The sequence below is a fragment of the Azorhizobium sp. AG788 genome (assembly GCF_004364705.1).
GTDB classification, from domain to species: domain Bacteria; phylum Pseudomonadota; class Alphaproteobacteria; order Rhizobiales; family Xanthobacteraceae; genus Azorhizobium; species Azorhizobium caulinodans.
On the sequence record NZ_SOBM01000003.1, the window covers coordinates 25,376 to 48,031 of the forward strand.

Sequence of the window (22,656 nt, forward strand, 5' to 3'; positions counted from 1 at the left end):
TGAACACCACCGGCTTCAGCGGGCCGCCAGAGCCTGCCAGCCACATCGGGAGGACCCATATGAAACGCTACGTCACGGGCGCCCTTGCTGCGCTCACCGCCTTCTGCCTCGCCGGCACTGCGATGGCAGACATCTCCGACGGCAAGGTCAAGATCGGCGTGCTCACCGACATGTCGGGCGTCTATTCCGACATCACCGGCAAGGGCTCGCTGGTGGCCGCGAAGATGGCCATCGACGACTGCCTGAAGGCCGAGTGCAAGGGCATGCAGATCGAGATGATCTCGTCCGACCACCAGAACAAGGCGGACGTCGCCTCCGCCACCGCCCGCCGCTGGATCGACCAGGAGCAGGTGGACGTGCTGGCCGACATGTCCAACGCCTCCATCCAGCTCGCCATCGCCCCGCTGGTGAAGGAGAAGAACCGCGTTGCCCTGTTCCCGGGCGGCACGGCGCGCCTCACCGGCGATGCCTGCCAGCCGGACCATGTGGTGCAGTGGATGTGGGACACCTATGTGCAGGTGGCTGGCGTCGCCAACCGCCTCACCAAGCCCGGCACCTCCTGGTATCTCGTCACGGCGGATTACGCGCTGGGCCACCAGCTGGAGCTCGACGCCAAGACCGCCGTGACCGCCAAGGGCGGCAAGTTCCTCGGCTCCACCCGCCATCCCTTCCCGGCGGTGGATCTGTCCTCGCCGCTGCTCGCCGCGCAGGGCTCCGGTGCCGACATCATCGCGCTCGCCAATGCGGGCGGCGATACGGTGGCGGGCATCAAGACCGCGCGCGAGTTCGGCATCACCGACAGCAAGCAGAAGCTGGTGGCCTTCTTCCTCACCGCCAATGACGTGAAGAGCGTCGGCCTGCCGGTCGCGCAGGGCACGCTACTCACCGAAGGCTTCTACTGGAACCTCGACGACGGCACCCGCGCCTTTTCCGAGCGCTTCAAGAAGGAACAGGGCGCCATGCCCTCGGCCATCCAGGCCGGCGTCTATTCCTCCATCCTCCACTATCTGAAGGCGGTGGCGGCGGCCAAGAGCGACGATGCCAAGACGGTCGTCGCCAAGATGCGCGAGCTGCCCATCAAGGACGATGTGGTGCGCAACGCCAAGCTCCGCGAGGACGGGCGCATGGTCCACGATTTCTACGTCTTCCAGGTGAAAGCCCCCGGTGCCTCCAAGGGCGATTGGGATCTCTACGACCTCGTCGGCACCATTCCCGGCGACGAGGCGTTCCGGTCCATCGCCGATGGCAAGTGCCCGCTGCTGAGCAAGTGAGGCTTGGCCGGGGCCCCGACGGGCGCCCCGGCCTCTCGCCTATGACGCAGGGGCATGCACAATTGTGCGCATGCCCCTCGCGGAACCGGACACCTACGCTTACGTTTACCTCCCGCGGGCCGCATGATGCGGCCCGATGCGTAGGGAGGGCGCGATGGGCATCATCGGGACCATCATCATCGGTTTCATCGTCGGCCTGGTCGCCAAGTGGCTGCACAGCGGCCCCAATGAACCGTCGGGCTTCATCCTGACGACGATCCTCGGCATCGTCGGCGCCAGCGTCGCGACCTATCTGGGGCAGGCCATCGGCTGGTATCATGCCGGCGAAGGGGCGGGCTTCATCGGCGCGATCGTGGGCGCTGTTATCGTGCTGATGATCTGGAGCGCGCTGTCGCGCCGCATCGCCTGAGCACTTTCCGCTGCCGCCGGACTGGACCTTGGCCGCTCCCGTCGGCTAAGGCCCCTGTATCCATAGCACGGCGCCGGAAGGACAGGACGTGAGCGACGACATCATCGTGAAGGACAGCAACGGCACCCGCCTCGCGGATGGGGACTCCGTCACGCTGATCAAGGACCTCAAGGTCAAGGGCACGTCCGAGACGCTGAAGCGCGGCACGCTGGTCAAGAACATCCGCCTCACCGGCAATCCGGCCGAGGTGGAATGCAACACCAAGCAGGTGAAGGGCCTCGTACTGCGCACCGAATTCCTGAAGAAGGCCTGAGCCGGAGGGCTCGGCTTACGCAGCTTCAAAAGACAAAGAGGCCGGGGAGGATCGCCCTCCCCGGCCTCTTTGCGTCTGCGACCCGGCGCGGGGGCCGGGTTCCAGAGCCTCACTTGCGGGCGAGGGCCCGCTTCTTGGCCTCATCGTCCATCAGCTCGTACCACATGGCGTTGAGCACGGCGAAGGCCGCCGCCAGAGGCAGGCCGAGGATCCAGGCGAAATACCACATGTCTCAGTCTCCTCTTGCTCAGTAGGCGTGGCCGCGGTCTTCGCGGATGGCCTTGGCATCCACCTTGCCCCACATCACCCGGTACACCCACGTGGTGTAGAGCAGGATGATGGGCAGGAAGATCACCGTCGACACCAGCATGATGAACAGGGTGAGATGGCTCGAGGAGGCATCCCACACCGTCAGGCTGAAGCGCGGGTCCACGGTGGAGGGCAGGATGAAGGGGAACATGGACACCCCTACCGTGCTGATGATGCCGAAGATGCCGAGGCCCGAGAGCAGCACGCCCGCGCCTTCCCACTTCAGCCGCAGCGCCAGCCCGGCTGCCAGCATGCCGACGATGCCGATGGCAGGTGCCGCGAGTAGTCCCGGCGCAGTGGCATAATTGGCGAACCATGCGCCGGGGGCGGTGGCCGCCGTCTTCAGAAGCGGATTGGACGGCCCAAGCGGATTGATCGGGCTCGTGATCTTGTAGCCGGCGACGAAGCTGTACAGCAGCACGCCGGCGAGGACGAACAGCACCACGGCCACGAGAGCGGAAATGCTGCCGTAGGTCCGCGCCCGGTCCGCCACCGGACCATCCGCCTTCAGTTGCAGCCAGGTGGCGCCATGGGTCACGAGCATCGCCACGGAGAGCAGGCCGCACAGCAGAGCGAAGGGATTGAGCAGGCCGAAGAAGGTGCCGTCATAGAAGATGCGCAGATCCTCATCGAGCCGGAAGGGCACGCCCTGGAGCGTGTTGCCCACCGCGACGCCGAAGATCAGCGCCGGCACGAAGCCGCCGACGAACAGCGCCCAGTCCCAGCCCTTGCGCCACGCCTCGCTGTCCCGCTTGGAGCGATACTTGAAGCCCACGGGCCGCAGGATCAGCGCCGCCAGAATGGCGAACATGGCGAGGTAGAAGCCCGAGAACGACACGGCATAGAGCGGCGGCCAGGCGGCGAAGATGGCGCCGCCGCCGAGGATCAGCCACACCTGATTGCCTTCCCACACCGGGCCGATGGTGTTGATGGCCACCCGCCGTTCCACGTCCGTCCGGCCGACGAAGGGCAGGAGGGTGGCGACGCCGAGGTCGAAGCCGTCCGTCACGGCAAAGCCGATGAGCAGGACACCGAGAAGCAGCCACCAGATGAGGCGGAGCACCTCGTAATTGATGAGATCATGCAGGATCATGGTGTCACTCCGCGGGCACGACGGTGGCGGGGATGAGTTCGGCTTCCGGCTCATTGTCCGGCGCCGGACCCTTGCGGATCGCCCGCAGCATCAGGCCCATCTCGATGATGAAGAGGGTGGTGTAGATCAGGACGAAGCCGGCGATGGTCAGCAGCACCGTCATCGCCCCGAGGCTGGAGACCGCCGAGGCGGTGGGCAGGATGCCCTCGATGATCCAGGGCTGCCGGCCGAACTCGGCGACGAACCAGCCGCATTCGGCGGCGAGCCACGGCAGCGGGATCGCCAGAACGGCGATGCGCAGCAGCAGCGGGAAGCGGTCGAGCTGGCGGCGGGCCGAGAGGGTGAAGAAGGTAGCCATCAGCAGGATCATGAAGAAGCCGACGCCGACCATGATGCGGAAGGTCCAGAACAGCGGCGCCACCTGCGGCACCGTATCCCAGGCCGCCTTGGCGATCTGCTCGGGCGTTGCCTGACGCGGATCGTCCACATAGCGCTTCAGCAGCAGCGCATAGCCGAGCAGGTTGCCGTTCGCCTCGAAGGTCTTCTGCACGTCGGCCGGCACCGCTGCCGAGCCGGCGGCGCGGATCTTCTGGAGCGCGTCATAGGCGAGCACGCCCTTGGCGATGTTGCCCTTGGCGCGCTCGACCAGCTCCTCAATGCCTTCCACAGGCGTGTTGAGCGAGCGCGTATCGATCAAGCCGCCCACCCACGGGATCTCCACCGCATAGTGGGTCTCGCGGGCCTTCTGATCGGGGAAGCCGACCACGGTGAAGGGTGCGGGCACAGGCTCCGTGCGCCAGATCGCCTCCATGGCCGCGAGCTTCATCTTCTGATGCTCGGTGGTGAGATAGCCGCTCTCGTCACCCAGCACGACCACCGACAGGGCGGCGGCAAGGCCGAAGGAGGCGGCAACCGTCATGGAGCGCTTTGCGAGCTCGATGTGCCGGCCCTTCAGCAGGTACCAGGCCGAGACGCCGAGCACGAAGACCGAGGCCGTGGTGTAGCCGGCCGAGACCGTGTGCACGAACTTGGCCTGCGCCACCGGGTTGAACAGCACGGCATAGAAATCATCGACCTCCATGCGCATGGTCTGCGGGTTGAACACCGCACCCACCGGGTTCTGCATCCAGCCGTTGGCGATCAGGATCCAGAGGGCCGAGAAGTTCGAGCCGAAGGCCACCGCCCAGGTGGCAACGAGATGCCCCACCTTGGACATGCGGTCCCAGCCGAAGAAGAAGAGACCGACGAAGGTCGCTTCCAGGAAGAAGGCCATGAGGCCCTCGATGGCCAGCGGGGCGCCGAAGATGTCGCCCACATAATGGCTGTAGTAGCTCCAGTTCATGCCGAACTGGAACTCCATGACGAGCCCGGTGGCGACGCCCAGCACGAAATTGATGCCGAAGAGCGTGCCCCAGAACTTGGTCATCTGGCGCCAGATGGTGCGGCCGGTCATCACATACACCGTCTCCATGATGGCGACGATGATCGACAGGCCGAGGGTCAGCGGCACGAACAGGAAGTGGTAGAGCGCCGTCATCGCGAACTGAAGTCGCGACAGGGAAACGATATCGAATTCCATCCTCGTTCTCCTCGGGTTGCCCCGAATGAAGGGAGGTCCCGGCGGCGCGACCGTCGGAACCGAACAGCGGTGAATCAGTCGGGCCGAAGGCCGGCGAGCATGGCGTCGAACCCCGGTTCGCCTCGGGCCAGTCGTGCGATGATGCGGCCCTGCGCCATCACCAGCAGGCGATCGCACAGCTCCGCCTCACGGCGAATGTGTGTAGCCACCACCAGCGTGCGCCCTTCCGCGCACGCGGTGAGGCGGGCGAGCACCGCGCGGGCGGTCTCGCCATCCAATCCTTCCGTGGGCTCGTCGAGCAGCCACACGGGCGTGTCCCGCAGCAGCAGGCGCGCCAGCGCGAGACGCCGCCCCTGACCGCCGGACAGGCCGAGCCCGCCCTCCCCCAATCGGGTGTCCAACCCGGCCGGCAGGCCTGCGATATCGGCGGCAAGGCCGGCGGAGGTGAGCGCCTCCCACAGCGCTTCGTCCGACGCGGTGGGGGCCGCGAGGCGCAGATTGTCCCGCACCGTGTCCTGAAACAGCTCGGTGCGCTGGGTCAGCAGCGTGGCGCAGAGACTCTCTACCGTGCCGTCGGTTGGCGAGCGCTCACCGGCGATCAGCCCGAGCAGGCTCGACTTGCCCGCCCCGCTCGCGCCGACGAGCGCGACCCGCTCGCCCGGCGAGATTGTCAGGGAAACGTCATCCAGAAGGGCCCGATGCGCGGCCCGCTGGCGCAGATCGACGCGGGAGACACGCACCGCAATGCCGGCCTCCGCCCTCAGGGGGCCGCGCATCGGGCGCCGATCGGTGAGGCGCGGGCCAAGACGCCCTGCCGCCAGCAGGATCCGGCCCAGTTCCAAGGCCCCCCGCCGCAATCCTCCGAAGGGCTCGAGCACCGCCAGCGCGCCGAGCACGAGGGCGGCGGCCACGGGCCCGTCGATGGTGCCCTGCCCCGCGAGGGCCCCGGCCAGCAGCAGCGCCCCGGCCACGAGGACAGAGGCGGCGATGCCGAAGCCGGCGCCCACCCGCGTCTCGATGCGGTTCAAGGCCAGATCGGCCTCGGCCAGAGTCCGATCCGCCCGCGCCAACGCCTCGCACTGGGCGGGCAACCGACCCGCCATGACAAGTTCCGTCTGCCCGGCCACCAGATCGATGGCCCTCGCCCGCAAAGATTCGGTGGCATAGGCCCGCCGCCGGCTGTGACGATAGGCAGCGCGGGCACCGGCGAGCGGAAGGCCGAGCCCGACGACCATGAGACCGGCGCACAGGGCGATCCCCGGCCCGGAACCGGCAACCAGGCCAAGGCCGACGCCGGCCACAAGGGCCAGCAGCACGGCCGCACCCGCCGGCACCAGCACCCGCAGATAGAGTTGGCCGATGGCATCGATGTCCTCGGTCAGGCGGAACAGCAGGCGCGCTGGCCGCAGGCCCAGCGCGCGGGCCGCCTCCGGCGTCGCCCAGCCGCGGAACAGCCGCTCGCGGAGGCCGGCGAGCACGCCGAGCGTCGCATCATGGGTGACGAGCCGCTCGCCATAGCGCCCGCCGGTTCGAGCGAGCGCGAGGAAACGGATGGCAGCGGCCGGCGTGAAGACGTCGAAGGCGAGCGCCGTTCCGGCCGAAAGACCGGCGATGGCGGTGGCAGCGAGAAACCAGCCCGACAGGCTGAGGAGCGCAAAGCCGGCCAGCACCGTCACACCGGCCAGAAGCGCGCCAGCGAGGAGCCGCGGCCCCCTTTCGGCCCAGAACAGGCGCACGATGGCAGCGAGTGGCCGCAGCGGCACTCCGGCGCGGGCAAAGAGACGCGCGCTCATGGCCGAGGCTCCAGTTGAACCACCGTGTCCAGCCTTGTGGCGAGCACGGGGTCATGGGTGGCGACGATTAGCGTGCGGCCGGTCGCGAGGGTGAGGAGGGCCTCGGTCACCTCGGCTGCGGTCGCGGCATCGAGATGGGCGGTCGGCTCGTCCGCGAGCACGAGCTGGACGCGCGGGTCCACCGCCGCGCGGGCGATGGCAAGCCGCACCAGTTCGCCCCCGGACAGGCCGGCGCCACCTTCGCCGAGGCCGTCATCGGCGCTGCGGCCCCGCACGGCGCGGTCGAGCGTGGCGAAGGCCAGCGCCTCTTCCACGGCCTCGGGGCCGATATCCGGCCGCCCCATCTGCACATTGGCCGCGAGCGAACCGGCGAAGAAGTGGGGGCGCTGACCGATCCAGGCCATGCCGGAGCGCAGTTCTGCAGCGGTCTCCGCCGTGAGGGGGAGCCCGCCAATGCGCACCGAGCCCGTGTGGACCGGTGCAAGACCGGCGGCGAGCGCCAGCAAGGTGGACTTGCCGGCCCCGCTCGGGCCCAGCAGCGCCACGCGGCCGCCGGCAGGCACCGTCAGCGAGAAAGCGGCAAAGGGCGCCCGGCCTTCGGCATGGGTGAAGGAGACGGTGTCGAACACCACATCCGGGGCAGGAGCCGCCGCCGCGGGTACGGGATGCGCCATGTTGGCGCCCGGCAAGGGCAGGCCGTTGGCGGTGAGCAGCTTCAGCGCGGCGAAGGCCGCCTCGCCTGCCGCCCGGTCGTGCCAGACCGCCGACAAGTCGCGCATGGGCTCGAAGAAAGCCGGGGCAAGGATCAGGATGAACAGGCCGTCGCTGAGGTTCAGCGGCACGCCCCAGGTGCCGAACTCCAGCGTGCCGAGGAGATGGAAGCCCACGTAGACGGCCACCATGGCTACGCCCAGCGCTGAGAACAGCTCCAGCACCGCCGAGGAGAGGAACGCGATGCGCAGCACCGCCATGGTGCGGTCCTTCAGCGTCTCAGCACTCGCCCGCAGGCGCAGAGCGGTCACATCCACGGCGCCGAGCGCGCGAATGGTGGCAAGGCCGCGCAGCCGGTCGAGCAGGAAGCCGTTCATGCTTCCCATCTCCTTCAGGTGCGCCTCGCTCGCCGCCTGCGCCCGCCAGCCGATGAGGGCCATGAAGACGGGAATGAGCGGGAGCGCCACCAGCATGACCAGTGCCGCGGCCCAGGAGAGCGGCAGCACCACCGCCAGCATGACGAATGGCACCACGCTCGCCCGCAGGCGGGCAGGCTTGAAGCGCGACAGATAAGGCACCACCGCCTCCGCCTGCTCAGCGAGCGCGCTGGCGACGGCCCCGGCCGCAGGGCGGTTGCGATCCAGTGGAGACCGGGCCGCGACGGCGGCAGCCACTTCGCTGCGCAGCCGGCCAAGGGCGGCGCGGGCCTGCCGGTGGCAGAGCCGGGCGCCCAGCGCCTCCAGAATGGCCCGGACCACGCCCAGCGCTAGGATGCCGGCGGCCGGACCCAGCAGCGCGGGCACCGTGATGGCGCCGGACATGGTGCCGACAGCCCGCGCGATCAGCGCCGCCTGGCCGATGAAAAGGAGAGAAGCCACCAACTGGAGCAGCGCTCCGCCGCGGCTTTCGAGATTCCGGGCAGGACGAGACCGACGCCGACGCGCCGGCGCGGCGTGCGCACCCGCCGTATCCATGCGCGGGCGGGCAGACGTCCCTTCAGCGACGCTGCCGTCCACGAAGCGGCTGTGAGGCGCAGGAAACTGGATGCTCATGGCGCCACATCCTCACCGGGATGGGCGGAGGCCGCTGGCCGTTCGAGCTTGCCCAGCAGGCGGACGATCTTGCCGCCGAGCTTGAGCAAGCTGGAGAGGCGTGCATCGTCGAGACGCTTCACGTCGTCGTACCAGGACGTGAGTTGCACCACGAGATCGTTCATTTGCGCCATCCGGGCCTGGGCGTGGCGCTCGCTCTCCCCGGTCGGCTCGCGTACCAGAAGACGATCGAGCACTGCAAGCGTGGGCGCGACCTCTCGCCGCTTGCGTTCTTCCGCAAGGATACGAAGGATCTGCCAGACATCGTCGGGGGTCGTATAGAAATCGCGCCGGTCACCGGGGCGCGGCTTCATCACCAGCAGGTTCCACGATTGGAGTTCCCGCAGGCTCATGGAAACGTTGGACCGGGAAATACCAAGCGCTGCGACCATGTCTTCGGCGCAGAGCGGCTCGGATGACACAAACAGCAGGGCATATATCTGCCCGACCGTGCGGGTCATGCCCCAGCGACTGCCCATTTCGCCGAAATGGAGCACAAAATCTTGGATAAGGGGCGGCAAGGTCGTCATGGCGACCCAACACCTATTTCAGAATTTCCTGAAATGGTTTGATCTGGAGCAACCTATGTTGCGTCCGACGGGTCCGCCGCAGGCGAGCCGATCATAAGCTCAGCATAAGTATTTGATTTCCGTTCCTTTTCCTGTTGCCACCCGCATCGGCATGGGGTGCGGTAGGCCGTTCACCCTGCACAGAGTGTCCCATGAGCCGATCCAAGGCTGATGCCCGGGCTGCGAGCCGAGCCCCCGAGATCCCGTTGCGCATGAGCGCCTTGCATCTCGACGTGTTCAACGCCGTCGTGGTGACGGGCGGCGTGACCGCGGCCAGCCGCCAGCTTCACCTCTCGCAGCCCGCGGTCAGCCGCCGCCTCGCCGACCTTGAGCGGGTGCTCGGCTTCGATCTCTTCCTCCGGGACGGCAAACGGCTCATCATCACGCCGGAGGGGAAGGCCTTTCACGAAGAATTGTCCATCTCCTATCTGGGGCTCGAGCACCTCACCAAGGTGGCGCTCGACATCCGCGAACTGCGGCGGGGCCATCTGCGGTTCGTGTGCATGCCGGCCATGAGCTTCGGACCGGTGCCGAAGGGACTCGCCGCGTTTTCCGCAAGGCACCCTGACATTCACATCACCCACGAGACCCACTCGGCCGCGCGGATCGAGGACGCGCTGACCTCCAATCTCTTCGACGTGGGGATCGGCATGGCGCCCCGCGACATGGCGGGGCTGGTGAGCGAAGGCCGCTTCGCGTTCTCGTGCGTCTGCGTCATGCGCCCGGACCATCCCCTCGCCACGCAAGAGACGGTCACGGCGACCGATATCTGCCGCGAAGCGGTCGTGGGCATCAATCCGGACACCGAGATCGGGTCGCAGTTGCGGCGGCTCTTCGAGAGCCTGCCTCATTCCGTCAGCCTGCGCATCGAGACCCAGACGTCCATCGCCGCCTGCGGTCTGGTAGAGGCGGGCGCGGGCGTTGCGGTGGTCGACCCCTTCACGGCCGCGCATCTCGGCCGTGGCGGCGGCCTCGTCTCACGGCGGTTTTCGCCGATCATTCCCTTCGACATCCACATCCTGCGGCCGGAGCGGCGGGTTCCCTCCCGCGCGGCGCAGGCGCTCATCGCGGAACTGGCCGCAGCGATGACCTCCGAGGAAGAAGCCAGCTCATGACTGGGTCACATGCAGTCAATGCCTTTATGTCATCCACGCATAAACAGCACACAAAAGAGCATTGGAGCGGCACCCCTAGGTTGTGTTGTTTAGCCGCAGGCTCTTGCAGGGGCCTGGGGGTGAAAACATGGCGAAGGGATCGCGTTCCGTAGGGCAGCGCGCAGCGGAAGAGTACCGTGTGCCGCGCGCCGCGAAGCCTTGCCCTTACCCTTCGACCCATGCAGCCGGTGCTCTGCGTGCCCGCACGCGCATCGCCGGCACCCCCTCCGAATTTCGGGCGTCCGCTTGCGGATCGTCCGGCGCTTCCATGCCTCGCTCACGGCTCCGTCCCGCCGTGTGGGAGGCTGGAGGACATGCAACCAATCTTCAGCCACGGCTCGCCCTGAGGGCAGGCCTGAACGGCCGCTGCACCACTCTGGATTGGCAGCGGTCAAGCTGAAGCTCGGCTATGGTGGTTCCATCGCCGTGGGACGCAACATCGAAGCTAAAAGCTGGGCAGGAAATGCGCCGAGACCGAATTTCAAGGCGTGCGCGGACCTGAGGCTCTGCCCGTTCACCCAGCGAGCATTCATTATGATGGATACAGGTCGTTTGCCCCTTGAGGCAGCAAGGCTGCCTTTTGCGGGACGGCAAGAGGTGCAAGAATTGAGCACCGTTTCATTGGCAGGCGGGAGCGGCGGGCAGATCCGCCGCAGGGCGCCCGTGCAATTTCCCTTTACCTCAACGGGCCGGAGTCGCACCCTAGAGGCCCTGGGCACGCCGTTGGCGTCGTTCCGCTGAAGGATTTGCGGGATGCACATCGGATTTCTGTTCCGCAGAGCCCGCGTCTGGCACGGGGCAAGCGTCGCGCTTGTCGACCGGGTCGGTCCCTGGACGTTCGAAGCCCTGATGGCCCGGATCGCGCGGTTCGGTCAGGCGCTGGCCGGGCTCGGCCTGCTGCGGGGCGAGCGCGTGGCGCTGCTGCTGCCCGACATTCGCGAGCATCTGGAGGCGGATTACGGCGCCATGGCCGCCGGCTTCATCAGCGTTCCGCTGTCAGCCGGCATGCGCCGCCAGGACCTCGTGGCGCATCTGCGGCGCACCGGCGCGCGAGCCGTGGTTGCGGAGGCGACGCTCATTCCGATGCTCGCCGAACTCCGCTCGGAGCTGCCGGACCTCCAGCACATCATCGCGCTCGGCGGCACGGTCGCCGGCGCCCATGACTACGAGGACCTGCTGGCACGCGCCAGCGACCGCTTCCTGCCCCCCGGCGAGAGCGAAGATATCGCCCAGCTTGCGCTCTCCGCCGGCCGCACCGGTCAGCCCAAGATCGTCAAGCTGAGCCACGGCAACATCAGTGCCGTGGCTGGCAACCTCATCGCGGGCCTTCGCATCGGTTCGGACTCCGTCTTCCTGAACGTGCGCCCACTCTGGGCGCCGCTTCAGTTCATGGTGCTGGCCTATCTTCTGGCGGGCAGCCGGATCGTGCTGGGGGGCGCCTTCGATGCGGAGCGCTTCCCCTTCCAGATGGCGCGCTTCTCGGTGACCCGCAGCGCCATGTCTCCCGCGCAGCTCGCCGAGCTCCTGCCGCACCTCGCGCCGGAGGACGTGGCGCTGAACGCCATGGAGATGCTGCACATCGGCGGCGCGGCCCTGCCGGAGGCCGTGTGCGACGAAGCGCTGAACCTTGTCGGCCCCCGCCTCAGCGTCCATTACGGGCTCGCGGAAGCCCCCTTCACCTGCCTTCTGTCTGCCGAGCGCCTGTCGGTGAAGCGGGCGTTGCGCAACGAGCTGCGCACCACCGTGGGCCGCCCCTTCTTCGGCTATGAGACGCGGCTCGAAGGTGTCGAGGACACCTTCGCCACGGAACAGGAAGGCGAAATCCTGATCCGGGGTCCGCATGTGATGGCCGGCTACTGGGATGATCCGGAAGCCACCGCACGCGTGCTGTGCGACGGCTGGCTGCGGACGGGTGATATCGGCGTGCTGAGCAGCGGATATGACCTGAAAGTCATCGGCCGCACGCAGGACCTCATCTTCAGCGCCGGGCAGACCATATCCCTGAGGGAAGTGGAAGCCGCCATCGCGCGGCATCCGGCCATTCGGGAAGTCGCCGTTGTCGGGCTTCCGGATGGCGAGGCCGGCGAGGCGCTGACTGCTTTCGTGGTGCTCAAGGACGAGTCCGCAGCCAGCGCCGAGGAAATCCTCGCCTTCACGCACGGCGCCCTCATCGGTGCCAAGCGGCCGAAGGCGATCCACCTGCGCCGGGAACTGCCCCGGAGCGATTACGGCGGCATCTTCCTGCCGGGCCTGCTCACCGACATCGTGCCACTGCGCGGCTAACCCCCCATCGCGTCCCGATCAAGGGAGCCGGGGCGGCCCGGATCGCACCACCGTGTGTCGGCGCCAGGCGGCGGCCGTGATAGAAGACGATCCGGCTCGCGCCGCGAGGCGCGGGCCGAAGTGATTGCCTTCCCCTCCACCTGCACGGACCCGCACGCAGCCCTCGCGACCGGCCGTAACGGCCACGAAGGATGCTTGGCCCAGGGCCCGCCCGGACAGCACGGCTCGACGCATGCAGCACCGCCCCCTCGGCCGCAGCGGCCTTTCCATCGCCCCGCTCGTTCTCGGCACCAATGTCTTCGGCTGGACCGCCGACGAAGCGACCAGCTTCCGCCTGCTGGATGCCTTCGTCGACGCAGGCTTGAATGCGCTCGACACCGCCGACATCTATTCGCGCTGGGTGCCTGGCCACAGCGGCGGGGAGTCCGAGACCATCATCGGCAAGTGGCTCGCCGCCAATCCGGCCAAGCGGGACAAGGTGCTCATCTTCACCAAGGTGGGCATGGACCACGGTCCCAGCCGCAGCGGCCTCTCGCCCCGCTGGATCCGCGAGTCCGTTGAGGAATCGCTGAAGCGCCTCCAGGTGGAGCAGATCGACCTCTACCAGTCACACACGCCGGACGCCGCGACGCCCGATGCGGAAACGCTCGGTGCTTATCAGGAGCTGATGCGGGCGGGAAAAATCCGCGCCATCGGCGCCTCCAATTATTCGGCCGAGCAGCTTGGCAGGGCAATGGCGGTGGCCGCAGAACAGGGCCTGCCGCGCTATGAGACGCTGCAGCCACTCTACAATCTCTACGACCGCGCCAGTTATGACGGCGCGCTGCGCGATCTCTGCATGCGTGAAGAGATCGGCGTCATCCCCTTCTATGGGCTGGCGGCCGGCTTCCTCACAGGCAAGTACCGCTCGGAAGCGGATTTCGGCAAAAGCGCGCGCGGCGGCAAGATGGCGAATTACCTGAACCCGCGCGGCCTGCGCATCCTCGCCGCCCTCGATGAGGTAGCGGCGGCAAAGGGCGCGGCCCCAGGCGAGGTGGCCCTCGCCTGGCTCATCGCGCGGCCCGGCGTCACCGCGCCGATCGCCAGCGCCACCAGCCTCGCGCAGATGGACGGGCTCATCCGTGCCGTCCATCTCCAGCTATCGGCGGACGAGATCGCCGCGCTCGACGCGGCGAGCGCCTGAGGGATCCCCGCGTCAGGCGGTGCGGGCGCGGATCCACTCGATGATGCCGGAGAAGTCCCGGCCCGCATTGCCTGCCGCCTCGAAGGCGGCATAGAGGGCGGCCGCCTCGGCGCCGAGCCGTGTGGCCGCCCCCGCCTGATCCGCCGCCTGCTGCGACAGCTTGAGATCCTTGAGCATCAGCGCGGCGGCAAAGCCGGGCTGATACTCGCGGTTTGCGGGGCTCGTGGGCACCGGCCCCGGCACCGGGCAATAGGTGGTGAGTGACCAGCACTGGCCGGACGAGGTGGAAGCCACGTCGAACAAAGCCTGATGGGAGAGGCCCAGCTTCTCGCCCAGCACGAACGCCTCGCTCACTGCGATCATGGAGATGCCGAGGACCATGTTGTTGCAGATCTTCGCCGCCTGCCCCGCGCCCGCGCCGCCGCAATGGACGATCTTCTTGCCCATCCGCTCAAGATAGGGTTGCGCCGCCGAGAATGCCGCCTCGGAGCCACCCGCCATGAAGGTGAGCGTGCCCGCCTCCGCGCCGCCGACGCCACCGGAAACGGGCGCATCAAGGCTGGCCATGCCGGCCGCCTCGGCCCCCGCATGGAAGGCGCGGGCGCTCTCCACGTCAATGGTTGAGCTGTCGATGAACAGCGTGCCGGGCCGCGCCGCCGCGAACAGGCCATCCGCACCCGTGACCGCCCCCAGCACATGCGGGCCGGAGGGCAGCATGGTGACGACCACGTCCGCCGCCTTCACCGCCTCGGCCGCACTTACCGCCAGCGAGACGCCGCGCGCGGTAGCCGCTGCCTTGGCGGCCTCCGACAGGTCGAAGCCGTGCACCTCGTGCCCCGCCTTGACCAGATTGGCGGCCATCGGCCCGCCCATGTTGCCGAGCCCGACGAAGGCGATGACGGCCATGGTGTTCTCCCTTAAGGATGCAGTGTTCTGTTGGATGGGCGCGGCGTGCTTCAGTTGCCCCGCGCCACCAGCCCGCGCGCGATGATGACGCGCATGATCTCGTTGGTGCCTTCGAGGATCTGGTGGACGCGCAGGTCGCGCACGATCTTCTCCACCCCATAGTCCGCCAGATAGCCATAGCCGCCGTGAAGCTGGAGCGCCTCGTTGGCGACCTCAAACCCGGCGTCGGTGACGAAGCGCTTGGCCATGGCGCACAGGCGGGTGGCCTTCGGGTCGCTCCGGTCGAGCGCGCTCGCGGCCCGCCACAGGAAGGTGCGGGCCACCTCCAGTTCCGTCTCCATGTCCGCAAGGCGGAATTGCAGCGCCTGGAACTGGTTGATGGCCTTGCCGAAGGCCTTGCGCTCGGCCGTATAGGCCAGCGCCTTGTCGAGAGCCGCCTGCGCGCCGCCCAACGAACAGGCGGCGATGTTGAGCCGCCCGCCATCGAGCCCCGCCATGGCGAACTTGAAGCCATCGCCCTCCGCGCCGATGCGGTTCTCCACCGGCACACGCACGCCGTCGAAGATGACGGCGCGTGTGGGCTGCACGCGCCAGCCCATCTTCTTCTCATTGGCGCCGAAGGACAGGCCCGGCGTGCCCGCTTCCACGAGAATGGTGGAGACGCCGCCCGGCCCCTCGCCCCCTGTGCGCGCCATCACCGTATAAAGATCGGAGGCGCCGGCGCCGGAGATGAACTGCTTCTCCCCGTGCAGCACGTAATGGTCGCCGTCCCGCACCGCCCGCGTCTTGAGTGCGGCGGCATCCGAGCCCGAGCCGGGCTCCGTGAGGCAGTAGCTCGCCACGATGTCCATGGCACAGAGCTTCGGCAGCCACTTGGTGCGCTGCTCAGGCGCGCCGAAGCGGTCGATCATCCAGGCGACCATGTTGTGAATGGAGAGATAGGCGGAGGTGGCCGGGCAACCTTCCGCCAGCGCCTCGAAAATGAGCGTCGCATCAAGACGCGAGAGAGCCGAGCCGCCCACGTCGTCGCGCACATAGATGCCGGCCATGCCGAGCGCGGCGGCGGCCTTCAGCGTGGGAATGGGGAAATGATGCGCCTCGTCCCATTCCAGCGCATAAGGCGCGATTTCCTCGCGTGCAAAGGCGCGCGCCATGTCGCGGATGGCGATCTGGTCTTCCGTCAGCTCGAACATGAGATCCTCCCGTCTGAAACGCACGCTGGCGGTTGATCCGCCATGTCATGCCCCGGCGCGGACGGCAGCGTCCACGCCGGGAGGCCGAGCGTCAATTCATGGTCGGGATGACGAACTCCGCGCCGTCCTTCACGCCGGAGGGCCAGCGGGAGGTGACGGTCTTGGTCTTGGTGTAGAAGCGCACGCCATCCGGCCCGTGCTGATTGAGATCGCCGAAGCCCGAGCGCTTCCAGCCGCCGAAGGTGTGGTAGGCGATCGGCACCGGGATCGGCACGTTGATGCCCACCATGCCCACATTCACCTTGGAGGCGAAGTCGCGGGCGGCATCGCCATCGCGGGTGAAGATGGCGACGCCATTGCCATACTCGTGCTCGGTCGGCAGGCGCAGCGCTTCCTTGTAGTCCTTGGCGCGCACGACGGAGAGCACGGGGCCGAAGATCTCTTCCTTGTAGATGCGCATGTCGGGCGTCACGTGATCGAACAGGCAGCCGCCGAGATAGAAGCCGTTCTCATAGCCCTGCAGCTTGAAGCCGCGCCCGTCCACCAGGAGCTTCGCGCCCTCATTGACGCCGACGTCCACGTAACCCTTCACGCGCTCCAACGCCTCGCGGGTGACGAGCGGGCCGAAGTCGGCGGTGACATCGGTGGAGGGGCCGATCTTCAGGCTCTCCACGCGCGGCACAAGCTTCTCGATGAGCTTTTCCGCCGCCGCATCGCCCACCGGCACGGCCACCGATATGGCCATGCAGCGCTCACCGGCCGAGCCGTAGCCGGCACCGATGAGCGCATCCACCGCCTGATCCATGTCAGCGTCGGGCATGATGATCATGTGGTTCTTGGCGCCACCGAAGCCCTGGATGCGCTTCCCCGTCGCAGCCCCGCGGGCATAAATGTATTGCGCGATGGAGGAGGAGCCGACAAAGCCCACCGCCTGGATGTCGGGATCGTCGAGGATGGCGTCCACCGCCTCCTTGTCGCCGTTCACCACATTGAGGATGCCCGGCGGCAGGCCGGCTTCCAGCATGAGTTCGGCGAGCTTCAGCGGCACGCCGGGATCACGCTCGGAGGGCTTCAGGATGAAGGCGTTTCCGCAGGCGATGGCCGGACCGAACTTCCACATGGGGATCATGGCCGGGAAGTTGAACGGCGTGATGCCCGCGACCACGCCCAGCGGCTGGCGCATGGAATAGACGTCGATGCCCGGCCCGGCGCCGTCCGTGAACTCGCCCTTGAGCAGGTGCGGAATGCCGACCGCGAACTCGATCACCTCCAGACCGCGCTGGATGTCGCCCTTGGCGTCCGGCACGGTCTTGCCGTGCTCACGGGCCAGCAGGTCGGCGAGCGCGTCATAATCGCGCTGCACCAGTTCGAGAAATTTCATCAGCACGCGGGCGCGGCGCTGGGGATTGGTGGCCGCCCACGCGGGCTGGGCCGCCTTGGCGTTCTCGACGGCGGCGCGCATCTCGGCGGCGGAGGCGAGCGCGACGCGGCCCACCACTTCGCCCGTCATGGGCTGCCAGACGTCGGCATGGCGGCCGGACGTGCCGGGCACGTGCTTGCCGCCGATGAAATGGCCCATCTCCCGCATGATGCGATCCTCCCGATGATGCTTGTGTTCTGGTTGGGCGCTACGATGCCCTAGCTTTTTGCGCACATCCATCGCAATTTCCGCACTCGTATCGTGCATAAATCGATAAACCTGAGGTGCAGCGCAGTGACCGGAGCGGACTTCGAGTGGTCGGACCTGCGCTATCTGCTCACCGTGGCGCGCGCCGGATCGCTCACCGCCGCCGCCCGGCAGATGGGCGTGGAGCATTCCACCGTGAGCCGCCGCATCACCGCGCTTGAGACCGCGCTCGGTGCCAAGCTGTTCGACCGGCGGACCGGCGGTCTGCTGCTGACGCCGCAGGGCGAGCGGCTCATGGCGGCGGCGGAGGGCATGGAGGCGCTCGCCCTCTCCGCCCAAGGGGAGATTGCGGGGGCGGATCTCGGCGTGTCGGGCACGGTGCGCATCGGCGCGCCCGACGGCTTCGGCACCGTCTTTCTCGCGCCCCGGCTCGGCGCCTTCTCGCGCCAGCATCCGGCGCTGGAAATCCAGCTCCTCGCCATGCCCCGCCTCATCAGCCTGTCGAAACGCGAGGCGGATATCGCCATCTCGCTGAGCCGGCCCAAGGAGGGGCGGCTGCATGCCCGCAAGCTCACAGACTACCGGCTCGGCCTTTATGCGGCGGCGGCGTATCTTGACACGCACGGACCCATGGAGAGCCGGGCAGCGCTCGGGCGACATCCCTTCATCGGCTATATTGACGATCTCATCTATGCGCCGGAGCTGGACTATGTGCCCCTCGTGGCGCGCGAGCTGAAGCCGCGCATCAAGAGCTCCAACCTCGTCGCGCAGATGGAAGCCACCCGCGCGGGGGCGGGCGTGTGCGTCCTGCCCTGCTTCATGGGGGATGCCATGCCGGACCTTGTGCCGGTGCTGCGCGGCGAGGTGTCGCTCACGCGCACCTTCTATCTGGTGACCCACACGGACATGCGCGACCTAGCCCGCGTGCGGGCGGCAGCGGATTTCATCGCCTCCGAAGTGGGGCAGGCACGGGCGCGCTTTCTCGGCGCGCCCTGAACGGCGGGATCAGGCGATGGCGGCGGAGGCTTCCCGCACCTTGCGGGCGGCGGCCTCCACATGGCTGGTGGCGCTGGCGATCACGCCCATGTCCTGCCTCACCACCTCAATGCCGTGGGCGACGGTCTGCATGGAGGAGGAGACCTCCCGCGTCACGGACGCCTGGCGCTGCACCGCATCGGCAATGCTGCCCGCGATGGCGTTGAGCTGGGTGATGAATTCCGTAACGCTCGCAAGCGCCGTCACCGCTTGGCCTGTGGCGGCCTGGACCTCGGTGACCTGTGCGGCGATCTCGCTCGTCGCCTTCGAGGTCTGGCCGGCGAGGCTCTTCACCTCCTGCGCGACAACCGAGAAGCCCTTGCCGGCCTCGCCGGCACGCGCGGCCTCGATGGTGGCGTTGAGCGCGAGCAGGTTGGTCTGGGCGGCAATGGAATTGATCAGTTCCACCACATGGCCGATCTTCTCGGCCGCACCGCTGAGGCTCGCTACGATCTCGTTGGTGCGATTGCCCTGTTCCACGGCGGCGACGGAGAGTTCGCTCGACTGCTGCACCTGCCGGCTGATGTCGTCGACCGAGGCGGCCAGTTGGCCCGCGCCGGTGGCCACCGACTGCATGTTGTGAGCCGCCGTCTGGGTGGCCTCCGAGGCGGAGACGACGCGCGAATTGGTATCGGTCAGTTCACTGGAGATATCGGAGAGACCCGCGTCGATCTCCCGATAGGCCGCGGCCCGGCGTTCGCGCACGACAACGCGCGTGGTCACATCGGTTGCGAACTTGACGATCTTGGACACCGCCCCATCCGCATCGAGGACGGGATTGTAGGTGGCCTGGATCCAGACCTCGCGACCGCCCTTGCCGATACGCTTGTATTCCGCCGCCTGATATTCCCCGCGGCGCAGCTTGTCCCAGAAGGCCGCATATTGCGGCGACTGGCGCATCTCCTCGGGCACGAACATCGAATGGTGCCGGCCGACGATCTCGTCCAGCCGGTAGCCCATGGTGTCGAGGAAATTCTGATTGGCCTCGAGAATGTTGCCCTTGAGGTCGAACTGGATGACCGCCTGAGACTTGGAAATGGCCGCCAACAGGCTCTCGTGTTCGGCAAAGCGCATCTTCTGTTCGGTGATGTCGGTGGCAAATTTCACCACCTTCAGCACCTTGCCCGAACGGTCGATGAGCGGATTGTAGATGGCGCGAATCCAGACGACCGCACCGCCCTTGCCGATGCGGCGGTAGACTGCCTCCTGATACTGCCCCTTCCCCAACGCCTGCCAAAAGGCGCGATATTCCGCGCTCTCGGCCTCGCGCGGATCGACAAACATGCGGTGATGCTTGCCCTTGATCTCGTTGAGCCCGTAGCCGACGAGCGAGAGGAAATTCTGGTTGGCGTCGAGGATTTCACCCGTCGGGGTGAATTCGATGATGGCCTGTGCGCGATCCAGGGCGGATAGCTTCAGGAGTGCCTCGGACTGGCTGCCGACACCGAACATGGATCGCCTCACTCAGGAACACCGCGGCCAGGCGGCCACGGAACGCGAACGTCTCTCAGGCCGACATCGGACGCGAGGCGGGACGTCCGCCCGGAGACAACCTTCCAGAATACGCGGGAGAGCCGGCCATGGATCGGATTGCGAGCAATCTGATCCGGCCGCTCTCCGTCCGGGAGGCGGTTCGTGGGTGGATGTCATCCGACCCGCTCCATGTCCAACGCTTCAACGGGCGGCAGAGGCGGAGGGCAATCAGCCAATCTTCGGCCCCATGGCTAAGTTGCGTACCTTTCCTCAGGCTTGCATCGATAGATCTATACAACTTTAGATATTTCCTGCGCGCCGGAGTTGTGGGGCGGCGCGCAAGCCCCGCGATCTTGTCAGCGTGCGGGTGCGCGCCGATGATCCCTTGACCGATTCGAAGGTTTCCGCTTTTGGGGAAAGACTGCGGGCGGGGAAGCCGGGGGAGAAGCCTTTTGGGAGACGCCGACGCCGGATACCGGCTGGTCATCGCGGACGATCATCCCCTGTTCCGTGGCGCGCTGCGCGAAGCCGTGGCCGGCGAGTTTCCGTCCGCGGAGATCGTGGAGGTCGGCACGTTCGACGACCTGCACGCGCTGCTGGAACGCGAAGACGACTTCGACCTGATCCTGCTCGATCTCACCATGCCCGGCGCCCGAGGCTTTTCCGGCCTCATCTATCTCAGGGCGCAGTATGCCGGCGTGCCGGTGGTGGTCGTCTCCGGCAATGAGGAACCGGCGGTCATCCGCCGCTGCATCGATCTCGGCGCCTCGGGCTTTATTCCGAAGACCATGGGCATTGCCGGCATGCGGCAGTCTGTCGCCACGGTTCTTGCAGGCGGCACCTCCGTGCCCCCGGATCTTGGTCCCCCCACCGCGCAGGACGGGGAGGCCGACGCCATCATCTCCCGCCTCGCCACGCTGACGCCGCAGCAGGTGCGCGTGCTGATGATGCTGGCGGAGGGGCGCCTCAACAAGCAGATCGCCTATGAGCTCGGCGTCTCCGAGGCGACCGTGAAGGCCCATGTGTCGGCCATCCTCCAGAAGCTCGGCGTGGAAAGCCGCACCCAGGCGGTGATCGCCGTTTCCAAGGTGGATGCGGGCCTGTGGAGCGCCAATCAGGCGTGAGCGGCCGGTCGCACCCGATTGTTTCAGCACGGCGGCTGGCTCAACCTCTAAATTAACATGCGCGCGGGCATGATGCCGCCGGCTTTCCCGCGCGGGCCGGCCCGGCGCAGGCCTCTCCGGCGCCAGTGTCGAGCCGCCCGCCGCCCACGGAACAGGACATGAGCGAGAACACCCTCGAAGCCCCGGGCGCCCGCGCGTCCATGCTCGATGCCGTGAAGGTCTATCTGCGCCCGAGCGTGCTGGTGGTGATTCTGCTCGGCTTCTCCTCCGGCCTGCCGCTGGCGCTTACCGGCACCACGCTCGCGGTCTGGATGACCGAGCGCAAGGTGGACATCGCCACCATCGGCCTCTTCCATCTGGTCGGCCTGCCCTACACGCTGAAGTTCCTCTGGGCGCCGCTGGTGGATGCGCTGGATGTGCCGCTTCTCTCCCACTGGCTCGGACGGCGGCGCGGCTGGCTACTGGCGACGCAGCTCCTGCTCGCCGCTGCCATCCTCTATCTCGGCTTTCAGGATCTCGGCTTTGCTCCTTCCGCCGACGGCACCCGCATGGCGGCGCCCTTCGGGCTCATCGTCGGGGCGGTGCTGGTGGCCTTCCTCTCCGCCACGCAGGACATCGTGGTGGATGCCTATCGCGTGGAGAAGCTCGACACCTCCGAGCAGGCGGCCGGCATGGCCGGCTATGTGGCGGCCTATCGCATCGGCATGCTGGTGTCCGGCGCCGGCATCATCGCCCTCGTGGCGTGGTTCGAGTTCAAGGGCCTGCCGCACGCGCAGGTCTGGGCCTGGGGCTATGGCGTCGCCGCGGCCTGCATGGCGCTCGGCATCTTCGCGACCCTCATCGCCCGCGAGCCGGACGGCGCGCCGCGGGTCGCCCATGAGGGCGGCGCGCTCGGCGCCCTGAAGCGGGTCTTCACCACCGCCTTCGGCGCCTTCTCCGAGTTCCTGACCCGGAGCCACGCCTTCGCCATCCTCGCCTTCGTCACCCTCTACAAATTCTCGGATGCGCTGGCGGGCGGGCTCACCGCGTCCTTCGTCATCTCCATCGGCTTCGACAAGGCAACCTACGCCGCCATCGTGAAGGGCGTCGGCCTCCTCGCGGCCCTGGCGGGCGGCTTTGCCGGCGGCATGCTGGCGCGGGGGCGCTCGCTGGTCACGTGCCTCTGGATCGGCGGCGTGCTCCAGATGGCCTCCAACCTCGCCTTCTCCGTTCAGGCGATGATCGGGCCCGACGTGGGCTTCCTCACCTTCGCGATGATCGTCGAGAACTTCACCGGCGCCATCGGCACGGTGATCTTCGTCGCCTATCTCTCGTCCCTGTGCGGCGCTCGCGCGCACACGGCCACCCAGTACGCCCTGCTGACCGCGCTCACCGCCGTCGGCCGCACCGTCCTCGCCTCGGGCGGCGGCTATATCTATGACGTGACCGGCTGGGCGTGGTTTTTCGTCGTCACGGTCATCGCCGGCCTGCCGGGCCTCGCCCTGCTCGGCTGGCTGCAGGCGCGCGGCCACTTCCGGGAGCTTGGGGCAAAGGGGTGAGC

19 protein-coding genes are annotated in these 22,656 nt (G+C 67.6%); 9 read left to right on the forward strand and 10 right to left on the reverse strand.

Annotated elements, in window-relative coordinates; all coding sequences use genetic code 11:
* Positions 1-59 precede the first annotated feature (59 nt).
* The 3 genes from DFO45_RS07855 to DFO45_RS07865 all read left to right on the forward strand — a co-directional run bounded on the left by DFO45_RS07855 (position 60) and on the right by DFO45_RS07865 (position 1,993).
* Complete coding sequence (locus tag DFO45_RS07855) at positions 60-1,271, forward strand: ABC transporter substrate-binding protein (protein ID WP_133864457.1); 1,212 nt, start codon at positions 60-62, stop codon at positions 1,269-1,271.
* A gap of 154 nt (positions 1,272-1,425) precedes the next feature.
* Positions 1,426-1,680: a GlsB/YeaQ/YmgE family stress response membrane protein gene (locus DFO45_RS07860; RefSeq protein WP_043878833.1), complete on the forward strand. Its 255-nt coding sequence runs from the start codon at positions 1,426-1,428 to the stop codon at positions 1,678-1,680.
* Positions 1,681-1,768: 88 nt separating this feature from the next.
* A complete protein-coding gene (locus DFO45_RS07865; RefSeq protein ID WP_133864458.1) occupies positions 1,769-1,993 on the forward strand; it encodes an alkylphosphonate utilization protein in 225 nt (74 codons plus the stop codon).
* Between the two features lie 109 nt (positions 1,994-2,102).
* Here the strand turns inward: DFO45_RS07865 and cydX are convergent, their stop codons facing one another.
* The 6 genes from cydX to DFO45_RS07895 all read right to left on the reverse strand — a co-directional run bounded on the left by cydX (position 2,103) and on the right by DFO45_RS07895 (position 9,099).
* The gene (gene cydX, locus DFO45_RS07870) at positions 2,103-2,222 is read right to left on the reverse strand and encodes a cytochrome bd-I oxidase subunit CydX (protein ID WP_133864459.1); all 120 of its coding nucleotides are present in this window, start codon (positions 2,220-2,222) and stop codon (positions 2,103-2,105) included.
* Positions 2,223-2,240: 18 nt separating this feature from the next.
* Positions 2,241-3,395 carry a cytochrome d ubiquinol oxidase subunit II gene (gene cydB, locus DFO45_RS07875; RefSeq protein WP_133864460.1) on the reverse strand — a complete coding sequence of 385 codons (1,155 nt, stop codon included), beginning with the start codon at positions 3,393-3,395 and terminating at the stop codon, positions 2,241-2,243.
* Between the two features lie 4 nt (positions 3,396-3,399).
* Positions 3,400-4,974 (reverse strand): cytochrome ubiquinol oxidase subunit I, encoded by a 1,575-nt coding sequence (locus tag DFO45_RS07880; RefSeq protein WP_133864461.1) that lies wholly within the window; start codon positions 4,972-4,974, stop codon positions 3,400-3,402.
* A 74-nt stretch (positions 4,975-5,048) separates the two neighbouring features.
* Positions 5,049-6,767, reverse strand: coding sequence for a thiol reductant ABC exporter subunit CydC (gene cydC, locus DFO45_RS07885; protein WP_133864462.1), 1,719 nt, complete (start codon positions 6,765-6,767; stop codon positions 5,049-5,051).
* Positions 6,764-8,452, reverse strand: coding sequence for a thiol reductant ABC exporter subunit CydD (gene cydD / locus DFO45_RS07890; RefSeq protein WP_133864820.1), 1,689 nt, complete (start codon positions 8,450-8,452; stop codon positions 6,764-6,766). Before cydD ends, cydC begins: the two co-directional genes overlap by 4 nt.
* A 74-nt stretch (positions 8,453-8,526) precedes the next feature.
* Positions 8,527-9,099: a GbsR/MarR family transcriptional regulator gene (locus DFO45_RS07895; protein ID WP_012169112.1), complete on the reverse strand. Its 573-nt coding sequence runs from the start codon at positions 9,097-9,099 to the stop codon at positions 8,527-8,529.
* A 251-nt stretch (positions 9,100-9,350) separates the two neighbouring features.
* On the opposite strand from DFO45_RS07895, the gene DFO45_RS07900 reads away from it, so the two are divergent.
* The 3 genes from DFO45_RS07900 (at position 9,351) to DFO45_RS07910 (ending at position 13,758) form a co-directional block, all read left to right on the forward strand.
* On the forward strand, positions 9,351-10,253 hold the full coding sequence (locus tag DFO45_RS07900) for a LysR family transcriptional regulator (protein ID WP_043878832.1): 903 nt from the start codon (positions 9,351-9,353) through the stop codon (positions 10,251-10,253).
* Between the two features lie 792 nt (positions 10,254-11,045).
* Complete coding sequence (locus DFO45_RS07905) at positions 11,046-12,575, forward strand: AMP-binding protein (RefSeq protein ID WP_133864463.1); 1,530 nt, start codon at positions 11,046-11,048, stop codon at positions 12,573-12,575.
* Positions 12,576-12,807: 232 nt separating this feature from the next.
* Positions 12,808-13,758: an aldo/keto reductase gene (locus DFO45_RS07910; RefSeq protein WP_133864464.1), complete on the forward strand. Its 951-nt coding sequence runs from the start codon at positions 12,808-12,810 to the stop codon at positions 13,756-13,758.
* A gap of 12 nt (positions 13,759-13,770) precedes the next feature.
* Here the strand turns inward: DFO45_RS07910 and mmsB are convergent, their stop codons facing one another.
* The 3 genes from mmsB to DFO45_RS07925 form a co-directional block, all read right to left on the reverse strand.
* Positions 13,771-14,700 carry a 3-hydroxyisobutyrate dehydrogenase gene (gene mmsB, locus DFO45_RS07915; protein ID WP_280960282.1) on the reverse strand — a complete coding sequence of 310 codons (930 nt, stop codon included), beginning with the start codon at positions 14,698-14,700 and terminating at the stop codon, positions 13,771-13,773.
* Between the two features lie 14 nt (positions 14,701-14,714).
* Positions 14,715-15,857, reverse strand: a complete 1,143-nt coding sequence (locus DFO45_RS07920; protein WP_133864466.1) for an isobutyryl-CoA dehydrogenase — start codon at positions 15,855-15,857, stop codon at positions 14,715-14,717.
* A 91-nt stretch (positions 15,858-15,948) separates the two neighbouring features.
* Positions 15,949-17,445: a CoA-acylating methylmalonate-semialdehyde dehydrogenase gene (locus DFO45_RS07925; RefSeq protein ID WP_133864467.1), complete on the reverse strand. Its 1,497-nt coding sequence runs from the start codon at positions 17,443-17,445 to the stop codon at positions 15,949-15,951.
* 126 nt (positions 17,446-17,571) lie between these two features.
* Here DFO45_RS07925 and DFO45_RS07930 point away from each other — a divergent pair, with 126 nt between their 5' ends.
* Complete coding sequence (locus DFO45_RS07930) at positions 17,572-18,480, forward strand: LysR family transcriptional regulator (RefSeq protein ID WP_133864468.1); 909 nt, start codon at positions 17,572-17,574, stop codon at positions 18,478-18,480.
* Positions 18,481-18,489: 9 nt separating this feature from the next.
* Here DFO45_RS07930 and DFO45_RS07935 read toward each other — a convergent pair whose 3' ends face one another.
* Positions 18,490-19,971, reverse strand: coding sequence for a PAS domain-containing methyl-accepting chemotaxis protein (locus tag DFO45_RS07935; protein ID WP_133864469.1), 1,482 nt, complete (start codon positions 19,969-19,971; stop codon positions 18,490-18,492).
* Positions 19,972-20,444: 473 nt separating this feature from the next.
* On the opposite strand from DFO45_RS07935, the gene DFO45_RS07940 reads away from it, so the two are divergent.
* Entirely contained in the window at positions 20,445-21,116 is a 672-nt protein-coding gene (locus tag DFO45_RS07940; RefSeq protein WP_012169103.1) for a response regulator transcription factor, read from the forward strand.
* A gap of 158 nt (positions 21,117-21,274) precedes the next feature.
* Positions 21,275-22,654: an MFS transporter gene (locus DFO45_RS07945; protein WP_133864470.1), complete on the forward strand. Its 1,380-nt coding sequence runs from the start codon at positions 21,275-21,277 to the stop codon at positions 22,652-22,654.
* The last annotated feature ends 2 nt before the right edge of the window (positions 22,655-22,656 follow it).

What these genes read in the sequence shown, in the direction of transcription:
- cydD (WP_133864820.1), bottom strand. Translation starts at nt 8,452, where the DNA reads ATGGATACGGCGGGTGCGCACGCCGCGCCGGCGCGTCGGCGTCGGTCT.
- DFO45_RS07895 (WP_012169112.1), bottom strand. Translation starts at nt 9,099, where the DNA reads ATGACGACCTTGCCGCCCCTTATCCAAGATTTTGTGCTCCATTTCGGC.
- DFO45_RS07920 (WP_133864466.1), bottom strand. Translation starts at nt 15,857, where the DNA reads ATGTTCGAGCTGACGGAAGACCAGATCGCCATCCGCGACATGGCGCGC.
- cydC (WP_133864462.1), bottom strand. Translation starts at nt 6,767, where the DNA reads ATGAGCGCGCGTCTCTTTGCCCGCGCCGGAGTGCCGCTGCGGCCACTC.
- DFO45_RS07910 (WP_133864464.1), top strand. Translation starts at nt 12,808, where the DNA reads ATGCAGCACCGCCCCCTCGGCCGCAGCGGCCTTTCCATCGCCCCGCTC.
- DFO45_RS07905 (WP_133864463.1), top strand. Translation starts at nt 11,046, where the DNA reads ATGCACATCGGATTTCTGTTCCGCAGAGCCCGCGTCTGGCACGGGGCA.
- DFO45_RS07900 (WP_043878832.1), top strand. Translation starts at nt 9,351, where the DNA reads ATGAGCGCCTTGCATCTCGACGTGTTCAACGCCGTCGTGGTGACGGGC.
- cydX (WP_133864459.1), bottom strand. Translation starts at nt 2,222, where the DNA reads ATGTGGTATTTCGCCTGGATCCTCGGCCTGCCTCTGGCGGCGGCCTTC.
- DFO45_RS07880 (WP_133864461.1), bottom strand. Translation starts at nt 4,974, where the DNA reads ATGGAATTCGATATCGTTTCCCTGTCGCGACTTCAGTTCGCGATGACG.
- DFO45_RS07945 (WP_133864470.1), top strand. Translation starts at nt 21,275, where the DNA reads ATGAGCGAGAACACCCTCGAAGCCCCGGGCGCCCGCGCGTCCATGCTC.
- DFO45_RS07860 (WP_043878833.1), top strand. Translation starts at nt 1,426, where the DNA reads ATGGGCATCATCGGGACCATCATCATCGGTTTCATCGTCGGCCTGGTC.
- cydB (WP_133864460.1), bottom strand. Translation starts at nt 3,395, where the DNA reads ATGATCCTGCATGATCTCATCAATTACGAGGTGCTCCGCCTCATCTGG.
- DFO45_RS07855 (WP_133864457.1), top strand. Translation starts at nt 60, where the DNA reads ATGAAACGCTACGTCACGGGCGCCCTTGCTGCGCTCACCGCCTTCTGC.
- DFO45_RS07925 (WP_133864467.1), bottom strand. Translation starts at nt 17,445, where the DNA reads ATGCGGGAGATGGGCCATTTCATCGGCGGCAAGCACGTGCCCGGCACG.
- DFO45_RS07935 (WP_133864469.1), bottom strand. Translation starts at nt 19,971, where the DNA reads ATGTTCGGTGTCGGCAGCCAGTCCGAGGCACTCCTGAAGCTATCCGCC.